This window comes from Emergencia sp. JLR.KK010 (genome assembly GCF_037018265.1).
GTDB lineage: Bacteria > Bacillota > Clostridia > Peptostreptococcales > Anaerovoracaceae > Senimuribacter > Senimuribacter intestinalis.
The window spans coordinates 1,879,352-1,900,563 of record NZ_CP143550.1; the positions used below are offsets into that span (position 1 = coordinate 1,879,352).

22 protein-coding genes are annotated in these 21,212 nt (G+C 43.6%); 17 read left to right on the forward strand and 5 right to left on the reverse strand.

From position 1 onward, the window contains the following. Positions 1–105 precede the first annotated feature (105 nt). Together rpsO and V1225_RS08985 are read left to right on the forward strand one after the other, a co-directional pair. The gene (gene rpsO / locus V1225_RS08980) at positions 106–372 is read left to right on the forward strand and encodes a 30S ribosomal protein S15 (RefSeq protein ID WP_160202262.1); all 267 of its coding nucleotides are present in this window, start codon (positions 106–108) and stop codon (positions 370–372) included. 172 nt (positions 373–544) lie between these two features. Continuing rightward, complete coding sequence (locus V1225_RS08985) at positions 545–2,653, forward strand: polyribonucleotide nucleotidyltransferase (RefSeq protein ID WP_160202261.1); 2,109 nt, start codon at positions 545–547, stop codon at positions 2,651–2,653. 326 nt (positions 2,654–2,979) lie between these two features. Here the strand turns inward: V1225_RS08985 and V1225_RS08990 are convergent, their stop codons facing one another. From V1225_RS08990 to trkA, 5 genes are all read right to left on the reverse strand, one after another. Then, positions 2,980–3,327 (reverse strand): PadR family transcriptional regulator, encoded by a 348-nt coding sequence (locus V1225_RS08990; protein WP_160202260.1) that lies wholly within the window; start codon positions 3,325–3,327, stop codon positions 2,980–2,982. Between the two features lie 159 nt (positions 3,328–3,486). Further along, positions 3,487–3,912, reverse strand: a complete 426-nt coding sequence (locus tag V1225_RS08995) for a CBS domain-containing protein (protein ID WP_160202259.1) — start codon at positions 3,910–3,912, stop codon at positions 3,487–3,489. Between the two features lie 98 nt (positions 3,913–4,010). Continuing rightward, positions 4,011–5,477: a potassium transporter TrkG gene (locus V1225_RS09000; protein ID WP_160202258.1), complete on the reverse strand. Its 1,467-nt coding sequence runs from the start codon at positions 5,475–5,477 to the stop codon at positions 4,011–4,013. 49 nt (positions 5,478–5,526) lie between these two features. Further along, complete coding sequence (locus tag V1225_RS09005; protein WP_160202257.1) at positions 5,527–6,993, reverse strand: TrkH family potassium uptake protein; 1,467 nt, start codon at positions 6,991–6,993, stop codon at positions 5,527–5,529. A 9-nt stretch (positions 6,994–7,002) separates the two neighbouring features. Further along, positions 7,003–8,355, reverse strand: coding sequence for a Trk system potassium transporter TrkA (trkA, locus tag V1225_RS09010; protein ID WP_243151069.1), 1,353 nt, complete (start codon positions 8,353–8,355; stop codon positions 7,003–7,005). Between the two features lie 534 nt (positions 8,356–8,889). Here trkA and V1225_RS09015 point away from each other — a divergent pair. The 15 genes from V1225_RS09015 (at position 8,890) to V1225_RS09085 (ending at position 21,211) form a co-directional block, all read left to right on the forward strand. Then, positions 8,890–9,492, forward strand: a complete 603-nt coding sequence (locus V1225_RS09015) for an MBL fold metallo-hydrolase (protein WP_160202256.1) — start codon at positions 8,890–8,892, stop codon at positions 9,490–9,492. Beyond that, on the forward strand, positions 9,482–10,321 hold the full coding sequence (locus V1225_RS09020) for an HAD family hydrolase (protein ID WP_160202255.1): 840 nt from the start codon (positions 9,482–9,484) through the stop codon (positions 10,319–10,321). The genes V1225_RS09015 and V1225_RS09020 overlap by 11 nt, the downstream gene beginning before the upstream one ends. Positions 10,322–10,345: 24 nt before the next feature. Then, on the forward strand, positions 10,346–10,843 hold the full coding sequence (locus V1225_RS09025) for a hypothetical protein (protein WP_161907573.1): 498 nt from the start codon (positions 10,346–10,348) through the stop codon (positions 10,841–10,843). Then, entirely contained in the window at positions 10,818–11,300 is a 483-nt protein-coding gene (locus V1225_RS09030; protein ID WP_243151125.1) for an NUDIX domain-containing protein, read from the forward strand. Before V1225_RS09025 ends, V1225_RS09030 begins: the two co-directional genes overlap by 26 nt. After that, positions 11,284–11,886, forward strand: a complete 603-nt coding sequence (locus tag V1225_RS09035) for an N-acetyltransferase (protein ID WP_161907572.1) — start codon at positions 11,284–11,286, stop codon at positions 11,884–11,886. Before V1225_RS09030 ends, V1225_RS09035 begins: the two co-directional genes overlap by 17 nt. A gap of 18 nt (positions 11,887–11,904) precedes the next feature. Then, positions 11,905–12,147: a GNAT family N-acetyltransferase gene (locus V1225_RS09040; protein ID WP_338546201.1), complete on the forward strand. Its 243-nt coding sequence runs from the start codon at positions 11,905–11,907 to the stop codon at positions 12,145–12,147. 77 nt (positions 12,148–12,224) lie between these two features. Beyond that, positions 12,225–12,983 carry a class I SAM-dependent methyltransferase gene (locus V1225_RS09045; RefSeq protein ID WP_160202252.1) on the forward strand — a complete coding sequence of 253 codons (759 nt, stop codon included), beginning with the start codon at positions 12,225–12,227 and terminating at the stop codon, positions 12,981–12,983. Between the two features lie 6 nt (positions 12,984–12,989). Beyond that, entirely contained in the window at positions 12,990–13,526 is a 537-nt protein-coding gene (locus V1225_RS09050) for a YgjV family protein (protein WP_160202251.1), read from the forward strand. Between the two features lie 87 nt (positions 13,527–13,613). Beyond that, entirely contained in the window at positions 13,614–14,123 is a 510-nt protein-coding gene (locus tag V1225_RS09055) for a GNAT family N-acetyltransferase (protein WP_161907569.1), read from the forward strand. A 119-nt stretch (positions 14,124–14,242) separates the two neighbouring features. After that, positions 14,243–14,842, forward strand: coding sequence for a GTP cyclohydrolase I FolE (gene folE / locus V1225_RS09060; protein WP_350339722.1), 600 nt, complete (start codon positions 14,243–14,245; stop codon positions 14,840–14,842). Next, positions 14,842–15,333 carry an HD domain-containing protein gene (locus V1225_RS09065; RefSeq protein WP_251631679.1) on the forward strand — a complete coding sequence of 164 codons (492 nt, stop codon included), beginning with the start codon at positions 14,842–14,844 and terminating at the stop codon, positions 15,331–15,333. Before folE ends, V1225_RS09065 begins: the two co-directional genes overlap by 1 nt. A 1-nt stretch (position 15,334) precedes the next feature. Next, positions 15,335–16,147, forward strand: a complete 813-nt coding sequence (gene folP / locus V1225_RS09070) for a dihydropteroate synthase (protein ID WP_161907568.1) — start codon at positions 15,335–15,337, stop codon at positions 16,145–16,147. A 48-nt stretch (positions 16,148–16,195) separates the two neighbouring features. Further along, entirely contained in the window at positions 16,196–16,963 is a 768-nt protein-coding gene (folK, locus tag V1225_RS09075; RefSeq protein WP_338546203.1) for a 2-amino-4-hydroxy-6-hydroxymethyldihydropteridine diphosphokinase, read from the forward strand. Positions 16,964–17,374: 411 nt separating this feature from the next. Next, complete coding sequence (locus V1225_RS09080; protein WP_160202247.1) at positions 17,375–17,884, forward strand: helix-turn-helix transcriptional regulator; 510 nt, start codon at positions 17,375–17,377, stop codon at positions 17,882–17,884. A gap of 585 nt (positions 17,885–18,469) precedes the next feature. Continuing rightward, positions 18,470–21,211, forward strand: coding sequence for a valine--tRNA ligase (locus V1225_RS09085; RefSeq protein ID WP_161907566.1), 2,742 nt, complete (start codon positions 18,470–18,472; stop codon positions 21,209–21,211). Position 21,212: the final 1 nt, after the last annotated feature.

Sequence of the window (21,212 nt, forward strand, 5' to 3'; positions counted from 1 at the left end):
TGTAGGTATGATATACTAATCTAGTTGAAAATTACTTTCACTTGGTTTTACGGAATCTCCGACGATAACTCGGTGAAAGCGTATTAAGAAAAGGAGAATTTTAAAATGATTACAAAAGAACAGAAAACGGCAATTATCAAAGAATATGCAACCAAAGAAGGAGACACTGGTTCTCCGGAAGTACAGGTAGCAATTCTGACTGCAAGAATCAATGATCTTAACGAGCATCTGAAGGTTCACAAGAAGGACCATCATTCCAGAAGAGGTCTGCTGAAGATGGTAGGTCAGAGAAGAAATCTGCTGAAGTATCTGAAGAATGTTGACGTAGAAAGATACAGAAGCCTGATTGCTCGTTTAGGATTAAGAAAGTAGTCCATAGTGGAAATTTTGACGGGGCGAAGGTCCCGTCATTTTTTTAAATAAGATGTTACCTTCGATTGATAAGGGTGCGTGGATTGAAATACTGCATGCGGCAGAACATCTTTATCAATCGAAGGTAAGCCAAGCGTAAGAAAAAATAAACAGGAAGGAGTTGTTTATTAAAATGGCAAGATTTACAGATTACAGAACATTTAAAACAGCAGTAGGAGGGAGACTTCTGCAGTTAGAGATTGGCAAGGTTTGCGAACAGGCAAACGGACAGGTTATGGTAAGATACGGTGAATCCGTAGTCAATGTAACCGCCTGCGCTTCCAAAGAGCCAAGACCTGACATCGATTTTTTCCCACTGAGCTGCGACTATGAAGAAAGAATGTATGCTGCTGGCAAGATTCCAGGCGGCTTTATCAAGAGAGAGGGAAGACCGAGCGAGAAGGCGACACTGTGTTCCAGACTGATGGACCGTCCGCTTCGTCCGTTGTTCCCGAAGGGATATTATAACGATGTAGTTGTTGTTGCAACTGTTATGTCTGTGGATCCCGACTGTGAAACAGATATTATGGCAATGATTGGTGCTTCTGTTGCGCTGTCCACTTCTGATATTCCGTGGGAAGGACCGATTGGTGCTGTAAGGGTAGGAATGATTGACGGACAGTTCATCATCAATCCGTCTTTGGAACAGAGAGCAGTTTCCGAAATGAATCTGACTGTTGCTGGTACTAAAGAAGCGATTATGATGGTAGAAGCAGGTGCTAATGAAGTACCGGAAAACGTAATGCTGGACGCAATCCTCTACGGACACGAAGAAATTAAGAAGATTGTAGACTTTATCGATGAGATCGTTGCTGAGGTCGGCAAAGATAAGCAGGACGTAAATCTTTATCAGGTTCCTGAGGATATCGATGCAGCAGTGAGAGCTTATGCTGTAGACAAGATGAAGACTGCGATTAAGACTGTAGACAAGCTGGAAAGACTTGATAACATGGATGCAGTAGAAGTAGAAACGAAAGAGCACTTTGCAGAAATTTATCCTGAAAATGAAAAGGATATTGCCAATGTTCTTTACAATATCACCAAGGAATGTGTTCGCGCTATGATTCTGGACGAAGGTATCAGACCGGACAACAGAAAGCTGGACGAAATCAGACCGATTTGGTGCGAAACCCAGATGCTTCCAAGAGTACACGGCAGCGGACTCTTTAAGAGAGGTCAGACTCAGGTGCTTTCAGCATGCACGTTGGCACCGGCAAGCGAATCTCAGACTATTGACGGTATCACTGAACAGACTGAAAAGAGATATATGCATCACTATAACTTCCCAGGCTATTCCGTAGGTGAAGCAAGACCTATGAGAAGCCCGGGCAGAAGAGAAATCGGACATGGTGCACTGGCAGAAAGAGCGCTGATTCCGGTGCTTCCTTCTGTAGAGGAATTTCCTTATGCAATCCGTGTGGTATCTGAAGTACTTTCTTCCAACGGTTCCACTTCCATGGGCTCCACTTGCGGCTCTTGCCTGGCGCTGATGGACGCAGGTGTTCCAATCAAGAGACCAGTTGCAGGTATCGCTATGGGTCTGATTGAAAGAGTAGAGGAAGACGGTTCCAGCAAGATGGCTATCCTGTCCGATATTCAGGGCATGGAAGACTTTCTGGGCGACATGGACTTTAAAGTAACCGGTACAGAAGTCGGCGTTACTGCAATTCAGATGGATATTAAGGTGCACGGCCTGTCCAGAGAAATTCTGGAAAAGGCGTTGCAGCAGGCAAAGGAAGGCAGAATGTACATCATGGAACAGATGTTAGAAGAAATTCCTGCACCTAGAGAAGAAATGTCCAAGTACGCACCGAGAAGCATTACGATGCGTATTGATCCTGATAAGATTAGAATTGTCATCGGACCTGGTGGAAAGACCATCAATAAGATTGTAGATGAAACTGGTGTTAAGATCGATATTTCCGAGGATGATCCGGGACTTGTCAGCATTTACAGTGCCGATATGGAAGGCGCCAACGAAGCACGTCATCGTATCGAGCTTCTGACTAAGGAAGTAGAAGTCGGCGAAATTTATGAGGGCACAGTTACCAGAATCATGAACTTCGGCGCATTCCTTGAAATCCTGCCTGGCAAGGAAGGGCTGCTGCACATTTCTAAGATGGCAAAAGAAAGAGTTGAAAAGGTTGAAGATGTTGTAAACATCGGCGATGTGGTAAAAGTAAAGGTTACCGAAATTGACAGTCAGAACAGAATTAACCTTTCCAGAAAAGAATTACTGTAATAAAAATCACAAGCCACCCTGTAATGGGTGGCTTGTTTGCGGATCTGACAGGATTGCGCATAGGCAGTGCATAAATATCAAAAAAGCTTTCGATATATGTACACGAACGTACGTAAAAGTTAAAATAACGCTTAAAATATGCACATTTAGGAGGAGTTTCGGTGAAGAAATGGACTGATAGGCGATTGCGCGTGCATATTTAAAGGAAAAAAGTGGATTATACGTACAAGCCACTGGGGGAATCTGCGCAGACACTGTAAACACCATGAAAAGAAAGGACCGACAACACTGCCGGTCCTTTTGGGTTGAGCATATTTTTATTAGGTTTATTTCTTAATACCCATGATGGTTTCGATTGCGGAAGCTACTTCGATATAGTCTTCAATCAATTCAGCCAGACGCTGTTCACCGGATGGCTCCAGGTGATAATAAACACGGGTCATTCTCTTGCCAACGGTTTTCTTATAATCTGTAATGTATTTGTTGTCAATCAGCTTGTACAAGGTAGGGTACATAGAACCTTCTGGGATTACTAAAACGCCACCTGATCTCTGGTTAATTAATTGGGAAAGCTGATAACCGTAACAATCTCCCTCTTCCTTCAGAAGATGAAGGAGAAGCATTTCTACTGAACCTTTTTTAAAATTACTCTTGTTTTTGTTTCTCTGTGTCATACTGCACCTATCCTTTCTTACTAATAAGAATAAAACAATTAGTTAAATAAGTCAACGAATATTTGCAATTTTTAATGAAGAATATGTGAATTTTTTTAAAAGAACGTAAAAAACGCAAAAAAACTTGAATGAATACTGAAATTTTGATTGTTTTTTCGATTACTTTCTGCTGGTTGCTAAATGTCCCATGATATCGCCTACTTCTGCAAGAAAGAGTTTTTTTCTGGCTAAATCAGAAAGAGTGAGTACACCGGTGAGTTTTCCGCTTTCGAGGACAGGAAGCCTGCGGACTTTTTTCTCTGAAAACATGCAAGCGGCATCGTGGACGTTCATATCGGCGTTCACGGCGATAATATTGCTGGACATGACTTCAGATATGGGAAGGCTTTGAAAGTCGCTTATTTTTGCGAATTTGCTGCGTAAAACTATATCTCTGTCTGTGACAACGCCTAAAAGACAACCTTTGTTGTCGCAGATTGGTACAAAACCGATATCATATTGTTTCATCAGGGCAGCAACATCGGCAATTGTAGCATCAATTTTTGCAAAGTAAATATTGGTAGACATTAATTCTTTTACAATCATGTTTTGAATCCTCCTGTTACATAGGATTTGCAAAAAGACAGGATTTATGAGATAGAAAGAAAAAGAGCGGCGTAAAACCACTCTTTTTGTTTTCTTGCTTACGATCTTGCTCTGTCCGAATTCCAGAAAGAACGAGAGAAGAGAATGATGATTGCGTAAAGCTCCAGTCTGCCTGCCAGCATGAGAGCGGCGGCATACATTTTTCCAAAACCGGAAAAGATGCTGAAATTTCCTCCTGAAATAGCGCCGAAAGCAGTGCCGTTGTTGGTGATACAAGCAAGAACTGTGGAAAAGGTTGTTTCCATATCTTGATTTTCCAGCGCCAGTACTAGAGATGAGAATATAAATACAGCGAAGTACATCAGAACAAATACTGTCACAGAAGCAGCAGTTGCTGCGCTGACGGGTTTTCCCTGAATCATGATAGGTTTTACTGCCCGCGGGTGAATTCGCTTGTAAACGCCTCTCAGAATGATTTTAAAGTATATGATAAAGCGCATAACTTTGATGGAACCGCTGGTAGAATTTCCGCAGCCGCCGATAAGGACGAGGATTAAAAGCACCATTTTGCAGGTAGTAGGCCACAGGTTGATGTTATCGATTTCATACCCGGAGGTTGCACCAAAGGCAGTTGCCTGTGCGAATGCGTCTCCAAAGGCTCCAAGGAAAGATTCGTACTGCCCATTTACGTAAAGAACGACGGAAATGACAAGTGCGCCTCCGGCAAGGAGTGCCAGATAAGTTTTTATTTCGAGCATATTGAATGCCATTTTCCACTTTTTGCAATACAACAGAAAATACATCATGAAGTTTACTGAGCCTGCAAGAGAAAAAAAGGTGAAGATGACTTTCACATAAGTCTCGTTGGTCAGATTTAAAGCACTGTCTGCGCTCAAAAGACCTGCAGTGCTGATAGTAGACATGGTATTGACAAGGGCATGAAAAGGATCAAGTCCGCTTGGCAGCAACAGGAGAAATTCGATGAGCGTCAGCACGAAATAAATTCGATAGGTTAGCTTTGCGGTGTCGCTGATTCTAGCTGACATTTTCTCAAAGTCAGGACCCGGAACTTCTGCAGCGGCCATTTTTTGTCCCTGTACACCAAGAACCGGGAACAAGGAGACGGTTAGGAGCAGGAGTCCCATGCCGCCAAGCCAGTTGGAAATCCCTTTCCAAAGAAGCAAACTGCGGGGCATGGTAGTAGCATCAATGACCCAGGCGCCGGTGGTAGTCCAGCCGGATATGGACTCAAAGAGACTGTCAATCAGACTGTATCCGCAGTTAGCGGTGAAATAGGGGACTGTGCCGACAATGCTGACCAGAATCCAGCATAAGAAAGCAACAAAAAAGCTTTCTCTGGATTTAATCTGCAGGGTGTAGTATTTTAAATGACGATACACAAAAAGTCCGGCGAAGATACAGCAAATGGCAGGGAAAAACAGAGCCGAAGCAGCATTGTACTCGGCAAGATAGATGCCATATGCCATAGGAGGCAGCATTGCTACTCCTTCAAAGAGAAGAACTACCGCAAGGGTTTTTAAAATTACTCGAACATTGTATGTCATAATGAAATCCTTTATAATATGTTAATATCTATCGCTTTTATACTCTTCTTTATGCCTTGTTTGAATTCCAGTAATGTGGTGACAGCAGCATAAAGAAAGTGAATAACTCCAGCCTTCCGGCAATCATGAGAAGGGATAGAATCATCTTGGAAAAATCGTTGAACATGGAGAAGTTCATGGAAGGTCCGATGAGATTAAATCCCGGTCCAACATTGCCAACACAGGTCAGCACAGAGGATATGGTAGTCATCAAATCAAATCCGTTGAGAGAGATAAGCAGGGAACCTGTAAATACAACAAAGATGTAGAAGAATACAAAATTTGCAATACCGGTTGCCATATCTGTTGGAATTTCCCGCTTATTCAGTGTCACCGTGATGACTCTGGATGGATGTAGCTTCAATGATACACCGCGGCGAATCAGTTTCAGTGAAACGAGAATACGAATGATTTTAACGCCGCCGCCTGTGGATGATGAGCAGGCGCCTGTCAGCATGAGCAGGAAAATCAGCATTCTGCTGAAAGTTGGCCAAATATCGTAATCTGCAGTGGCGTATCCTGTGGTCGTAATAATTGATGTTACCTGAAATGCAGAGTCTCTAATGCAGTCTCCTACATTTTGGTATGTGCCGGATGTCAGCAGGTTTATCACGATGAATGCAGTAACTACACCGATTAGCAGCAGATATATACGAAGTTCTGAATCCCGAAAAACTCTCTTGATACCGTGCTTCATCATGATAAAGTATAGATTAAAGTTGATTCCGCAAAGTACCATGAAAATGATGATGACCCATTGCACGTAAGGACTTGTGAACTGAGCAACACTGCTGTTATAGGAGGAAAAGCCGCCGGTTCCTACGGTGCCGAAAGTGTGTACCAACGCATCAAAAAAGCTTAGCCCTCCAAAGAGAAGAAGCAGCGTTTCAACAGCAGTAAACAGCAAATAAATCAGATATAGATTTTTTGCAGTGTCAGAAAATCTTGGTGCGATTTTGTCCAAAGAAGGACCTGGCGTTTCTGCGCTTGCAATGAGCTGACCGCCTACGCCGATAGAAGGAAGCAGCGCCATAGCAAAGACGATAATCCCCATGCCGCCCAGCCAATGGGTAAAGGAACGCCAAAAAAGGATGGACTTCGGCAGAGATTCAATGTCGGTCAAAATAGAAGAGCCTGTAGTAGAAAATCCGGAACAGATTTCAAAGAATGCGTCGATATAGTCTGAAACGGAGCCGGAGATCCAAAGGGGTACTGCACCGATGAGAGAAGCGGTCAGCCAGCACAGTGATACAATAAGAAACCCATCTCTGGCCTTAGGCCGGATTAGAGAAGGGCGGAATGTTTTTATTAAAATGAATCCCAGAAGAAAGCAGGGAAACATCGTTGTCAGAAAGCTCTTTGCTGCAGTACCTTCGTGGTAAATCAACGCCACGACAAAGGCAGGCAGGAAGGCTACGCCAAGGACAAGCAGCAGCATTCCCATCATTCTAATCACACTGTTAAAATTTACAGTCATGAGAATCTCCTAATTCTTATTTTTTAGTAATTTTTCCAGATCACCGATTTCGGAAAGCAGGCTTAAAATGATAACTCTGTCATTCCATTTAATTACAGTGTTGCCGTCAGGAATGATGACTTTCTGTCCTCTGTGAATGGCGGCAATGAGTACACCATCAGGAAGATCCAGCTTGTGAAGGGGCACGTCAATCATGTTCATATGAGAGTGCGCGACGATTTCCATGATTTCAGCCTGTCCTTGAATCAGCAGAGAAGAAATGATTTTCTTGGAGCCCTGAATAAAGCGTAAAATATTGCTGGCGGTGATATCAAGCGGATTCAGTACCATGTCGACACCCATACGCTCAATTAAATCCTTGTAGCTTTCGTGGCTGACTTTGGAAATAACGTCTTCAATACCGTGCTGCTTAGCGGTTAGAGCCAGCAGCAGATTTTCTTCGTCGTAGCCTGTGGCAGTAACAAAGGCATCCATTTCGTTCATATTTTCTTCTTCCAGCAGAGGAATGTCTGTACCGTCGCTGTGAAGCACCATCACATTGTTCAAATGGGTGGAAAGGTAACGGCACCGTTCCATGCTTTTTTCGACCAGTTTTACAGCAACCCCAAATTCTGAAAGCTTTTCTGCCAGATAAAAACCGGTCTTTCCACCGCCGATAATCATAACTTTCTGCAGATTGGTGTACTTGCCTTTTTCGTGAACACGTTTATTCAACTCGATAATTTGATCTTTTTCGCCGATGACGTAGAGATAGTCTCTTTCTCTGATATCATCATCCCCGTGCGGAATGATGACTTTACCGTTTCTGGAAATTGCGGCGATGAGCATATTTGGCATGACCTCGCGCACCTGTGGAATGGAAAGCCCTACAAGCTTATTGAATTTTCTTGCTGGGAATTCAATAAGGGCGATTTTGCCGCTGGTAAAAATACCGTTGCTCAAGGTATACTTTTCGGCAAGATATTTGTAGATTTCCAGCGTAATGGAAAGGTCAGGGTTGACGATGGAATCGATACCCATGGTTTCCTTGATGAATCCAAACTGGTTCATATGCTCCGGGTCTCTGACCCTTGCAATAACACGCCTGCAGCCCAGTTTTTTTGCAAAGGAAGCGATGACCATATTGGTTTCATCGTTATCTGTAGCAGCCAGAAGATACTGGAAATCCTTGATATCAAGATTCTTCAGTACGCTAATATCTCTGGCATCTGCATTGATTGTCATGACGTCAAGCTGCTGAGAAAGTTTCTGCAATACGTCGTTGTTCTTATCTATAATTGTAATGGCATAATCTCCGCCCAGCAGGGCTTCCGCAACGCGAAAACTCAGTTTGCCGGCGCCGACAATAGCTACATTCATCATAACTTATTTCCTCTTCATTTCCATCAAAATATTGGCATTTGCCTATATACATAACCCCTATTGTAATTCAAATGTTTCTAATTTGCAAGTAGGTGATGCAAATATATTTTACGGCTACATGAAAACCTTTTACAACCTCCGATATTGACAAATCTTGCTCATCTGTGTATTTTTGTCAATGAATGCTGGTCATCTTGGGGTGAAACGGTCGATTATTTATATTAACATTGACAAGATTGACCGAAATTCGGAAATCTGTCAATTTTGTCAATGTTTTGGGGCTGAAATGTTGACTAAATTGACAAAAAAAACGGAAAGTTGTCAATTCTGCCAAAGTAGTGCCCTGAAATGACAAGAAAATCCCTTGTTTTCTCAGCACTTATTGACAAAAACATAAAAAAACCAAGAATTTGGCAATGTTCCTCTATGTCTCTTATTTGTTAGAACTTTCATGCATCTGCTGTGAGTAAGGCGCGTGCAAAACTTGCCAACAAAAGGCGACCTGTGATACAATGAATTTCAAGGAGTGAGGATATGAAAATAAAATGTTTTGTAAGCGGAGCCCTTTTGAGCAACGGATATGTGATTTACCAAAGGGAGGGCGGCTACTGCTATATCATAGATCCGGGCTACAGCCCGAAGAAATTTATTGGATTTATCCGTGAAAAGGATTTGAAACCTGCCGGCGTTTTGCTGACTCATCTGCATCACGACCACACCGGCGCTGCAGAAACAGTAGCAGAGGCGATGGACTGCCCGATTTATATGCATGAGGATGACGCTTTTGTTTATCGGGGCAGCGTGGATTGTCATCTGAAAGATGGAGAGACCCTCGACCTTGAAGGTGAAACTTTACGGGTAATTCACACGCCGGGACACACCAAGGGAAGTATTTGTCTGATGAGCCAGAAGAGTAGAGTCTGCTTTACCGGAGATACGATTTTCGATACAGACCTTGGACGCACCGATCTTGCGGGAGGCAGTGAGGAGGATATGCGCCGTTCTGTACAGGAGATTATTGACAAATGGGAGAATGACATTACCATCTATCCCGGACATGACAGCGGCTGCAATATGAAAAAGGTAAGAGTTTACAACACGGAATTTTTAGCATTGAGGGACGGACATGAACGATAAGAACATCAGAATGGTCGCGCTGGATCTTGACGGTACGACCTTAGACCCATATGGAAAGATTACAGAAAGAACGGTAGCAGCGTTTAAAAGAGCGATGGAGCAGGGCGTGCATATCGTTATTTCCACCGGCAGAACCTTTCAGTCTCTGCCGAAGCAGCTTTTTTCTATAGATGGTCTCGAATACGTGGTGACCTCCAACGGCGCGCACATTACAGAACTTGCCTCCATGGAGCGAATTTACGAAAACCTGCTTCCTCCTGAGTCAGTGACTGCAGTGGTCGAACTGATTCGCCAAAAGGGCAGAACTCACATTTCCGTGGAAACTTTTATCGACGGACACGCTTATATTGACAAGGATGAATACGAGGAGATTATAGCAGAGGGTTCTACTTACCGTGACGCAGCTTATATCAGAGATACCCGAAATCCGGTGCCGCAGATTTTAGATTACATGATGGCACACAAGGGCGAAATTGAGAATATCAGCCTGAATTTTGAGTTTTTGGAAGAAAAGGCCGTATGGCGGGAAGAACTGGCGCAGATACCGAATCTGACTCTGACGACTTCTTTTATTCATAACATCGAAATGGGAGGCGTAAATACCAGCAAGGGCACGGCGCTGACTTTTCTCATGGAGCGTCTTGGGGTATTGCCTGAGGAGCTTATGGCTGTGGGGGATAGTCCCAACGACGGGGAAATGATGGAACTGGCGGCTTTGGGAGTGGCAATGGCTAACGGTACGGAAGAGACCAAAGCTATGGCAGACTACGTGACTGCAAGCAACGCTGAGGATGGTGTAGCAAAGGCAATTGAGAAATTTGTGCTATAATTTATATGATTTAAGGGAAAAGAGATGAATTTGGGATTTTCTTATGTGGGTCTTGTCTTTTTGGCAATGCTGATGGTGCCCAATTTGATTTGGAGCCGCAATAAACCGGTAGGTTATGAGAACTATGTCGGCAGCGAAAATAAAATTCTGTTGGCATTTGAGCGAGTAGGAGAAGTAGCAGTAACTTGTTTGGCACTGATATTTACAGATTTTAATGTAGGGCAGGTGTCCGGCAGGACATTGATTTTGGCGGGAGCTTTTCTACTTCTGGTATTATATGAAGCATTTTGGATTCGCTACTTCAAAAGCGAGAAAACCATGGCGGACTTTTACAGCAGTCTTTTCGGCATTCCCGTAGCAGGCGCAAGCCTGCCGGTTTTTGCATTTGGACTGCTGGCGGTATATGGGAAAAATATATTGCTGCTGGTTGCGGTCATCACGCTGGGAATCGGACATATTGGTATACATCTGGGGCATAAGAGGGAGATTGAACATAATGATAACTTCAAGAGAAAAAGATGATATGTTAAAAGTGAATTTTTATGATAGTGTTGATGACAAATTATTAAAATTTGCAGTAATTGTTTCAAGGTCTGAGGGGAAATGGGTGTTTTGTAAACATAAAGAGAGAAATACTTATGAAGTTCCCGGTGGGCATAGGGAAAAAGGTGAAACAATATTGGAGACAGCAAAGCGAGAACTGATGGAAGAAACGGGAGCTGTGCAATTTATCATAAATTCGGTATGCGTTTATTCCGTTACTGGGAAGAACAGGGTGAATGAAACCGGTGATGAGACATACGGCATGCTTTATTATGCTGAAATAAGCGAATTTAATCCTAAGCTAAATAGTGAGATGGAAAAGATTGAGTTATTTGATGAGTTGCCGGAGGCATGGACTTATCCGGACATTCAGCCATTACTGGTGGCTAAGGTACATAGGAGATTTGGGGAGAGTGTCGATGAATATTACAATTAGAGAGGAACAGGAAAAGGACTATCGCAGGGTTGAAGAAATCACCAGAGAAGCTTTTTCCTATCCTGGCAGAATAGAGGATGGAGGGATTGGCTGTCCATATGAGCACTGGATGGTGCATGAGTTGAGACGGAGAGATGGAATACCAGGTCTTAGTTTAGTTGCTGAAATAGATGAAACCATCGCAGGACATGTCATTTGCAGCAAGGCAGAAGTAAGAATGGAAGATAGAACGATTCCTGTTTTGAATTTTGGACCAATTAGCGTATTGCCAGAGCTACAGAGGAAAGGTGTTGGAAAGGCACTCCTTACTGGGATGATTGCTAAAGCAAAGAAAATGGGTTTCGGAGCAATTCTATTCTTTGGCAGACCGGAGTACTATCCGCAGTTTGGTTTTAAGGAGGCGTATACGTGGGGTATAACGGATTTAAACGGAAATCATTATCCCGCATTTATGGGAATGGAACTTATTCCTGGATATCTTTCTTCTGCTAAAGGCGGCAAATACTATGAATCAGATATTTACGATGATGAACTGAATGCTAAGCGTGTAAAAGCTTATGACGAAGAAAATTTTCCTTTCATATAGCAATAAGGAGAAGATGATATGATTCGATATGCAAATATGAATGACTTTGAAGTTCTGAAACAGTATGAACACGGAGTTTCTGAAGAGGAACTTAAAAACTGTATAGAATCAGGAAGAATTCTCGTTATGTTCCAGGCGAACACATTTGCTGGCTGGCTGCGGTACAATTTATTCTGGGACAGCATTCCTTTTATGAATATGTTGTTTTTTCTGGAAGGTTACAGAGGTAAAGGCTATGGCACACAGTTAATGGATTATTGATTGTGGGGCTTTGCTGCTTTCCGGTGAGCCTCTGGAAATTATTTTGCAAAAAAATTGGTAACACAGAAAGGAAGTCTATGAAAATAGCTATTACACAGAATTTTTACGACCAGATGGCAAGTCAATACGATAAGCTGTTTCAGAATTGGGAGGAAACAACCAAAGAACAAGCGGCGCTTTTAGATAAGATTTTTAAAGGTTACGGCTTTGATACTGATGCAGAGATTCTCGACTGCGCATGCGGCATTGGTACGCAGGCTGTAGGTATCGCACAAAAAGGTTATAAAGTAACTGCTTCGGATCTCAGCGAGGGGGAGCTTGCAGAGGCGAAAAAGAGAGCTGCGGATAATCATGTAGATATTGTATTTACTCAGGCGGATTTCTGTGCTTTATCCAAAACTTTTGATCGGCAGTTTGATATCGTCATCGCAATGGACAATGCGCTTCCACATATGCTTTCCCATGAGGCGCTGGCAAGTGCGGTAAACAGCATTTCAGACCGTACAAAATCCGGCGGTATTTTTGTCGCAAGCATTAGAGACTATGACAGCATTCTTGCGGAAAAACCGACTTATTCGCCGCCATACATTCACAAAACCGAGGGTGGTCAGCGGGTTTCTTTTCAGACATGGGATTGGAATGGCGACCATTATCAGTTTACCCAATATATCATCGAAGATGAGGGAGAACCGCGAATCAGCAAGTTTGCCTGTGAATACAGAGCAGTGCGCAGACAGGAACTGACAGATTTACTCCTTGCCGGCGGATTTTGCGAAGTTATCTGGAAAATGCCGGAAGAAACTGGATTTTATCAGCCAATTGTGGTTGCGAGGTGAAAAGATATGGATATCTTCATACAGGGAATCGGATTTCTGGGCGTAATTGCCTTTATCGTTTCTTATCAAATCAAGTCCAATAGGGCGCTGTACATATTTCAACTTTTAGGTTCGCTGCTTTTCTGCATTCAGTTTTTCATGCTGGGTGCGTACAGCGGCTGTTTGAGCATGTTGCTTAATATTCTGAGATATGCGCTTTTGACAAAGTACAATGAATGGAAATGGGTGCAGAGGAAAGAACTTGCGTGGGCATTTTGTGCTGCCTTTGCAGTGGTTCTGATTTTTACATGGGCAGGTCCTGTTACCATTTTGACATTTTTAGCGTCATCGGTTAGTACAATTTTCTATTGGACCAATAATGCGAAGATGATAAGAGGGGCTAATTTGTTCTGTGCATCACCTTGCTGGCTGATTTACGATATCTATGCCGGCTCGTGGGGCGGCGTTCTAAATGAAGCCATCACTTTAACTTCAATTATCGTATCTGTGGTGCGGTTTGGCTGGAAAGCCATGGGCGACCCGGATTCGGAGTTTCAAAAGTGATTTATAGATGAAAAAACAGTAGACGGATACCTGTAAAAATAGGTGTAATTTAAGTGGGTAAATTGGGATTTGCAGGAGAATTTGAAAATGATTGAAACAGAGAGTCTTATTCTTGATAAGGCGAAGTTTTCGGATTGGAAAGAAATGTATTACAATGTTTGGTCTCAACCGGAAAGTGCAAAATACATGTCTTGGAGTATTACTACAAACGAAGATGATGCCAAAATACGGATGATAAAAACTATTGCATTTCAAAAAGAGCATGATACATATTTGGTTTATGAAAGGGCAAGTGGTAAGGCGATTGGCTTTGCCGGCGTAGAAAAGATTGGTCCTTGCACCTATCAAGAAGCAGGGATATGTTTAGGTCCCAATTATGTACGGAAAGGGTTTGGAAAACAGATTCTTCGGGGGTTGATTCAATATTGCAAAAAGGAGTTTGATGCAAAAGAATTTATTTATTCGACAAGAGAGGAAAACAGAGCATCTAATCTTTTGGCAGAGTCATTTGGTTTCTCGATGATTTCTACAGTAACTGAAATAGACGGCAAAGACGGACATCGTTATAATCTTTTACAATATAGCTTAAAGTTATAATTCTCAATTTATCTGGTAAAATCTGTTGAAAAGGGCACTAAGCCATACATAAGATAATGATTGTGTGAATATGTGTTTTTCTTGCTTTTTCCTTGTACTTCGCGGGGAAATGTCATATAATGAAATCTATGGGCAATGAACTTTTGAAAGGACATGATACAGTAATGGATAGTGAAAAGATAAAAGAAGGTGTACGTCTGATTCTTGATGGAATCGGCGAAGATATAAACAGGGAAGGACTGAGGGAAACGCCGGAGCGGATTGCACGCATGTACGAGGAACTTGCAGCCGGATATACCGACAGCGCACAGACGCATCTTGCCAAGCGATTTCATGTGGAAAACAGCGACATGATTTTGGAGAAAGATATTCATTTCTATTCTTTCTGCGAACACCATATGCTTCCTTTTTATGGAAATGTAGCTGTAGCATATATTCCAAATGGTGAGGTTGTAGGACTTTCCAAGATTGCCAGAACTGTGGAGGTTTTCGCAAAGCGCTTTCAGCTGCAGGAGCGGCTTGCAGCGCAGATTGCTGACGCTTTTATGGAAGAATTGCAGCCCAAAGGAGTTATGGTGCTCATTGAAGCTGAGCACATGTGTATGACCATGCGCGGTATTAAAAAACCGGGTGCAAAGACTGTAACAGTGGTTACCAGAGGTGCGTTTGAGCAGGATGAGAAGCTGCAGAATCGTTTCTTTCAGGTGATGGGCAAGTGATGAAACATATGAAGCGAGTAAATCGAATCATCAGGCACCCGCTTTGGCAGGGAGCGATGGCGCAAATTGAGTCTATGGAAGAGACTCGTGTATATTGTAAGCACGATTTGACTCATTTGCTGGATACAGCAAGGCTGGCATATATCGAAAATCTGGAAGAAAGTCTCGGAGTCAGCAAGGAACTGATTTATGCGGCGGCACTGCTTCACGATATTGGACGAGGTCTGGAGTATGTGCAGGGCATACCGCATGATGAGGCAAGCTGCGCACTGGCAGGTACGATTTTGAGTGAAACCGGCTTTTGCGAAGGGGAATGCGCTGCAATTATTGAGGCGATTGGTGACCATAGACAGCCGGATACCAGATTACGACCTGATTTAGCGGGACTTTTGTATCGTGCAGATAAAGGTTCACGAAATTGTTTTTATTGTAAACAACAGGGCACCTGTAACTGGAGCGAAGATAAGAAAAACAAGGAGATCAAAGACTGAAATGAAAATTGGAAATAGAGATTTTGACTTTGTAAATAGCTGCTATATCATGGGAATCCTTAACGTCACGCCGGATTCCTTTTCTGATGGAGGAAAGTGGAACGACCTGACACGGGCGAAAGCACATGTGGCGCAGATGATTGATGAAGGAGCAGATTTAATCGATATTGGTGGAGAGTCCACGAGGCCGGGTCATGTGCAGATTTCTATAGAAGAAGAAATCCGGCGGGTGGTACCGTGTATTGAGATGGTAAAGGAAAATTTTGACGTGCCTGTGTCTATTGACAGCTATAAATCACAGGTGGTAGAAGCGGCACTTAAAGCGGGGGCAGATATGGTCAACGATATCTGGGGACTGAAATACGATAAGAAAATAGCGGAGTTGATTGCTGCGTATGATGTTCCTTGCTGTCTTATGCATAATCGGGAAAAAGCCGAGTACGAGGATTTTATGGCAGATATGTTGGAAGACATGCGAGAAACATTGGAAATTGCACAGGTAGCAGGAATTTCAAAAGATCAGATTATGCTGGACCCAGGTGTAGGCTTTGGAAAAACATATGAACATAATTTGATTGTTGTCAATCGCCTGGAGGAACTTTGTGCATTAGGATATCCGGTATTACTTGCTACTTCGAGAAAATCTATGATTGGAAATGCGCTCAATCTACCAGTAGAGGAGCGTGTCGAAGGAACGGTAGCAACGACAGTCATGGGTGTGATGAAGGGCGCAGCCTTTGTTCGTGTCCATGACATCAAAGAAAATTTCAGGGCGATTCAAATGACCCTTGCGATTATGGGAGAAGGAAAATGAAAAAGTACGATGAAATTCATATAGAAAATCTGCAGTTTTTTGCCAATCATGGCGTTTTTTTCCGAGGAGACTGCACTGGGACAAAAGTTTGTTGTGTCCGCTGTGCTTTATAGTGATTTGCAGAGTGCAGGAAGAAGCGATGACCTGACAGAATCCACTCATTATGGGGAAGTATCACAGTTTATGGTAGGATTCCTGCAGGAGCATACCTATAAACTTATAGAGGCTGCGGCAGAGCAGCTGGCATGGGCTGTTCTTGAGGCATTTCCGCTGGTACGCGGGATTTCCCTGGAAATCAAAAAGCCTTGGGCTCCTGTAAAGCTTCCTCTCGACTATGTATCGGTTAAAATCACCAGATTCTGGCATCGCTGCTATATTGCACTGGGTTCTAATCTGGGGGATAAGAAAGGTTATTTGGACATGGCAGTTTCTCGTCTCTCTCAGTCAGAGGGTTGCCGTGTCAAGAAGGTTGCAGATTATATCGTTACCGAACCTTACGGCGGTGTAGAGCAGGACGATTTTCTCAACAGCTGTTTGGAACTGGAAACCCTGCTTTCGCCTGCAGAACTGCTTACGCTTCTTCATGAGATAGAGGCTGCGGCTGACAGAAAGCGGGAAATCCACTGGGGACCGAGAACACTGGATTTGGATATTTTGCTCTACGACGATTTGGTAATGGACAGCGAGGCGCTTACGATTCCTCATGTGGAAATGCATAAGCGAGACTTTGTGCTGACACCTCTGGCGCAGATTGCACCCTGGGTGCGGCATCCTGTGTTTGGAAAGACCATCAAAGAGCTGAAGGAAGAATTATAAATTGTATGAAAAAATGTGTGGACATATAAACGCCACATATTTAGTGATTTTCTGAAACAGACAAAGCTGACTGCTTTTTAGATTTTTGTCAGTTTTGTCTGTGTTTCTATCAAAAATCCTGACAGAACTGACAATTATTTTTGATTTTGTCAGTTCTGTCAGGATTTCAGGCGTATTAAGATGGGGTTCTTCACGATTTGCTGACAAAATCCTGCATGCTGCTATCATTTTGTCAGTATTGATGGTTCATGATACTTTTCATGCGTTTGCCGTGGTAGGCAAGCGATGGAACCGTGGCAATGAGAAACGTCTGTGCTACAATAATTTCAAATGTTAATTTGCGTTGCTTGCAGCAACGGACGGGTTCCTTATACAATCGCCTTATCGATTGAAAAAGGAGGAAATCTAAAAATGTTAAACGAAAATATTAAGACAATTAGAAAATCAAAAGGCCTTTCTCAAGAGGAACTTGCAGTTAAGCTGAATGTGGTGAGACAAACGATCTCTAAATGGGAACAGGGATTGTCAGTACCGGATTCGGATATGCTAATCGCCATATCAGAGGTCTTTGAAACGCCGGTCAGCGCTTTGCTTGGAGAAACCATTGCTGAGACAAAGGTCGATGACCTAAAAGTAATTTCTGAAAAACTAGAAATTATAAACCTGCAGCTGGCAAAGCGGAAGAATGCAAGAAGAACGCTGATTCACTGGCTGCTTATTACATTGTCTGCGGTTATCATAATCATTTTTGCCTTTCTAATCGTTTCCGTCAGTCCTTACTTAGGTTGGAACTATAGCGATCCGGAAACTGCGGTATTAGGCGTAGCCTTTCACTCGCTTGAGTGGCTGTTTGTTAGAATCGCACCGATTATTTTAATAGGAGCAATCGTTGGAATTTTTCTGACTCGAAAGAAAGGCTAAAAAGTCTATACAGTGCTTTGGAGGAAAACACAATGCTAAGGCAGATTCAATACTTCCAGGCGGTGGTTCGCTGCAGCAGATTTACATCTGCTAAATCCAGTAGCTTGGCGCAATAATCTTATAGAAACCGCTGAAAGTTGGCATATTTCGGAGAGGTAACGCAAGGATTTATAAAATAAGCAGTGAAGTTGGCGTCCATAGCTTATGCACCATCGTCAATAATGAACTTCAAACTAAACGCAGCCAAAACCAACAAAATAAACCCTTGCAAATCTTACTTCTTTTAGGTATACTATTTGAGACAAACAAAAAATATATGCAGTGTTGAAGAAGAGGAGTAAGCGAGAAAACACTCTACAGAGAATAAGGTTCATAGGCTGAGAGACCTTAGAGAAACGTGTCCGCCGAAGGTTGCTTTGGAGCTGTTTTGGAAATGAGAGTCATCTGGACTAACTTCAGATGGAACAAAGGTGGTACCGCGGAATAATTTCGTCCTTTGTGAGTGCATGCTCACAGAGGACTTTTTTATTGCCTGCTGGAGCTTGGCGCACCCGAAAAACAAACTATAGAAAGAAGGAGATTCCAATGGAAAAAAACTTAGCAAAGACCTATAATCCGAAGGATTTTGAGGACCGCATTTACGAGATGTGGGAGAAGAACGGCGCTTTCCGTGCTGAGGTGAGAGAGGATAAGAAGCCTTTTACCATTGTCATGCCGCCGCCAAATATTACAGGCCAGCTGCACATGGGACACGCCCTGGACCAGACTTTGCAGGATGTACTGACTCGCTGGAAGAGAATGCAGGGTTACAGTGCGCTGTGGCTGCCGGGCTCTGACCACGCCAGCATTGCAACGGAAGTAAAGGTGGTAGAAAAAATCAGAAATGACGAAGGCAAAGAAAAGGAAGATCTGGGCAGAGAAGAATTTTTAAAGCGTGCCTGGGCATGGAAGGAAGAATACGGCGGCAGAATCACAAGACAATGCCGTAAGCTGGGAGATTCCTGCGACTGGAGCAGAGAACGATTCACCATGGATGAAGGCTGCAACAAGGCAGTCAGACATTTCTTCGTTCATTTATATAACAAGGGACTCATTTACAGAGGAAACCGTCTGATTAACTGGTGTCCGCAGTGCGGTACATCTCTTTCCGACGCCGAAGTAGAGCACGAGGACAAGAATGGACAGTATTGGTATTTCCGCTATCCTGCTGCAGAAGAAGGCGGCAAGGAAATGGTCGTTGCAACCTCAAGACCTGAGACTATGTTCGGCGACGTTGCCATTGCCGTACACCCAAGCGATGAAAGATATAAGGATATGGTAGGAAAGAAAGTCATTCTGCCACTTGTTGGCAGAGAAATTCCTGTCATTGCAGACCCTTACCCGGATCCGGAAAAAGGAACCGGCGCAGTTAAGATTACGCCGGCCCACGACCCTAACGACTTTGAAGTAGGGCAGCGTGCAGGACTAGAAAATCTTTGCTGTATCAACGAAGATGCAACAATGAACGCCATGGCAGGAAAGTACGAAGGCATGGACAGGTACCAGTGCCGCAAAGCATGGGTAAAAGACTTGGAAGAAGCGGGCTACCTTGTAAAGACCGAGGAGAAGGTTATTCCAGTAGGCGAGTGCTACAGATGCCACACTGTCATCGAGCCAATGCTTTCCGATCAGTGGTTTGTCAAGATGGAAGAACTGGCAAAGCCTGCTATTGAAGCTGCAAAGAGCGGCGCGCTGACTCACGTGCCTGAACGTTTTGAAAAGACTTATCTCCACTGGCTGGAAGAAATCAGAGACTGGTGTATTTCCCGGCAGCTGTGGTGGGGACATAGAATTCCGGCATGGTACTGTCAGGAATGCGGAGAACTGATTGTAGCGGAGGAAGATCCAACCAAGTGTCCAAAGTGCGGTTCTGCTGATTTAGCGCAGGACGAAGACGTTCTTGATACCTGGTTCTCATCTGCGCTGTGGCCGTTTTCCACACTGGGTTGGCCGGAAAAGACTAAGGAACTGGAATACTTCTATCCGACTGATGTGCTGGTAACAGGCTACGATATTATTTTCTTCTGGGTCATCAGAATGGTATTTTCCGGCTGTGAAGCTATGGGAGAATCTCCGTTCCATCACGTATATATTCACGGACTGGTTCGTGACGCAGAAGGTCGCAAGATGAGTAAGTCCCTTGGAAACGGCATCGACCCGCTGGAAGTCATCGACCAGTACGGAGCAGACGCTTTGCGTTTTATGCTGACCACAGGTATTACGCCGGGTAACGATATGCGTTTTAAAACAGACAAGCTAGAATCTGCTAGAAATTTTGCCAACAAACTTTGGAACGCTTCCAGATTCGTTATCATGAACCTTAAGGACGAAGAAGGCAACTTTAAAGAATTGGCAAAATGCTGCGCAGACTGCTGCGGCATGGCTTGCGGAGATACTACAAACTTTGCGAATATCGCACTGCGCGATGAAGATAAATGGATGATCAGCAGAGTCAACGACGCTGCCGACTATGTGACAAAGGCGCTGGAAAAATATGACCTTGCGCTGGCAGGGCAGAGAGTTTACGAACTGATCTGGAACGAGTACTGTGACTGGTACATTGAGCTGGTAAAGAAAAGACTCTGGGGCGACGATGAAGAAGACAAGAAGGTTGTCAGATTCGTTCTGGTTATGGTTTTGAAGAACATGCTGGAAATGCTGCACCCGTTCATGCCGTTTATCACAGAAGAAATCTGGTCCTTCCTGCCGCACTCCGACTGCGAAAGAGAGGAGAATCCGAACTGCTTCCTGATTCAGGCGAAATGGCCGGAATTTGCAGAAGAAAGGCGCTTTGCAGCAGAAGAGGAAAAACTGGAAATCGCTATGGAAGCGATCGGCGCAATCAGAAATATCCGTGCTGAAGCTGACGCAAAACCGAGCAAGCAGCTGCGTGCAGTGATTTTGGCGCAGGGAGAAAAGATGGAAATTATCAAGGGCGGCGAGAGATATATCAAAGACCTTGCCAACATCAGTGATATCAAATTTGTAACTGACAAGTCGGAAGTGCCAGAAGAGGTTATGTCTGCCGTCATCGCAGGAATCGAAATCTTTATTCCGCTGGATGACCTTGTAGATTTTAATGCTGAGTTTGATCGTCTGACCAAGGAAAAGAAAAAGCTGGAAGGTGAAGTAAAGCGCGTTTCCGGCAAGCTTTCTAACCAGGGATTCCTTGCAAAGGCACCTGAAAAGGTGATCAACGAGGAAAAAGAAAAACAGGCAAAATATGAAGATATGCTGGCCAAGGTAGAGGCGAGACTCGCTATGGTCGCAAAGAAAGTGAACAAATAAG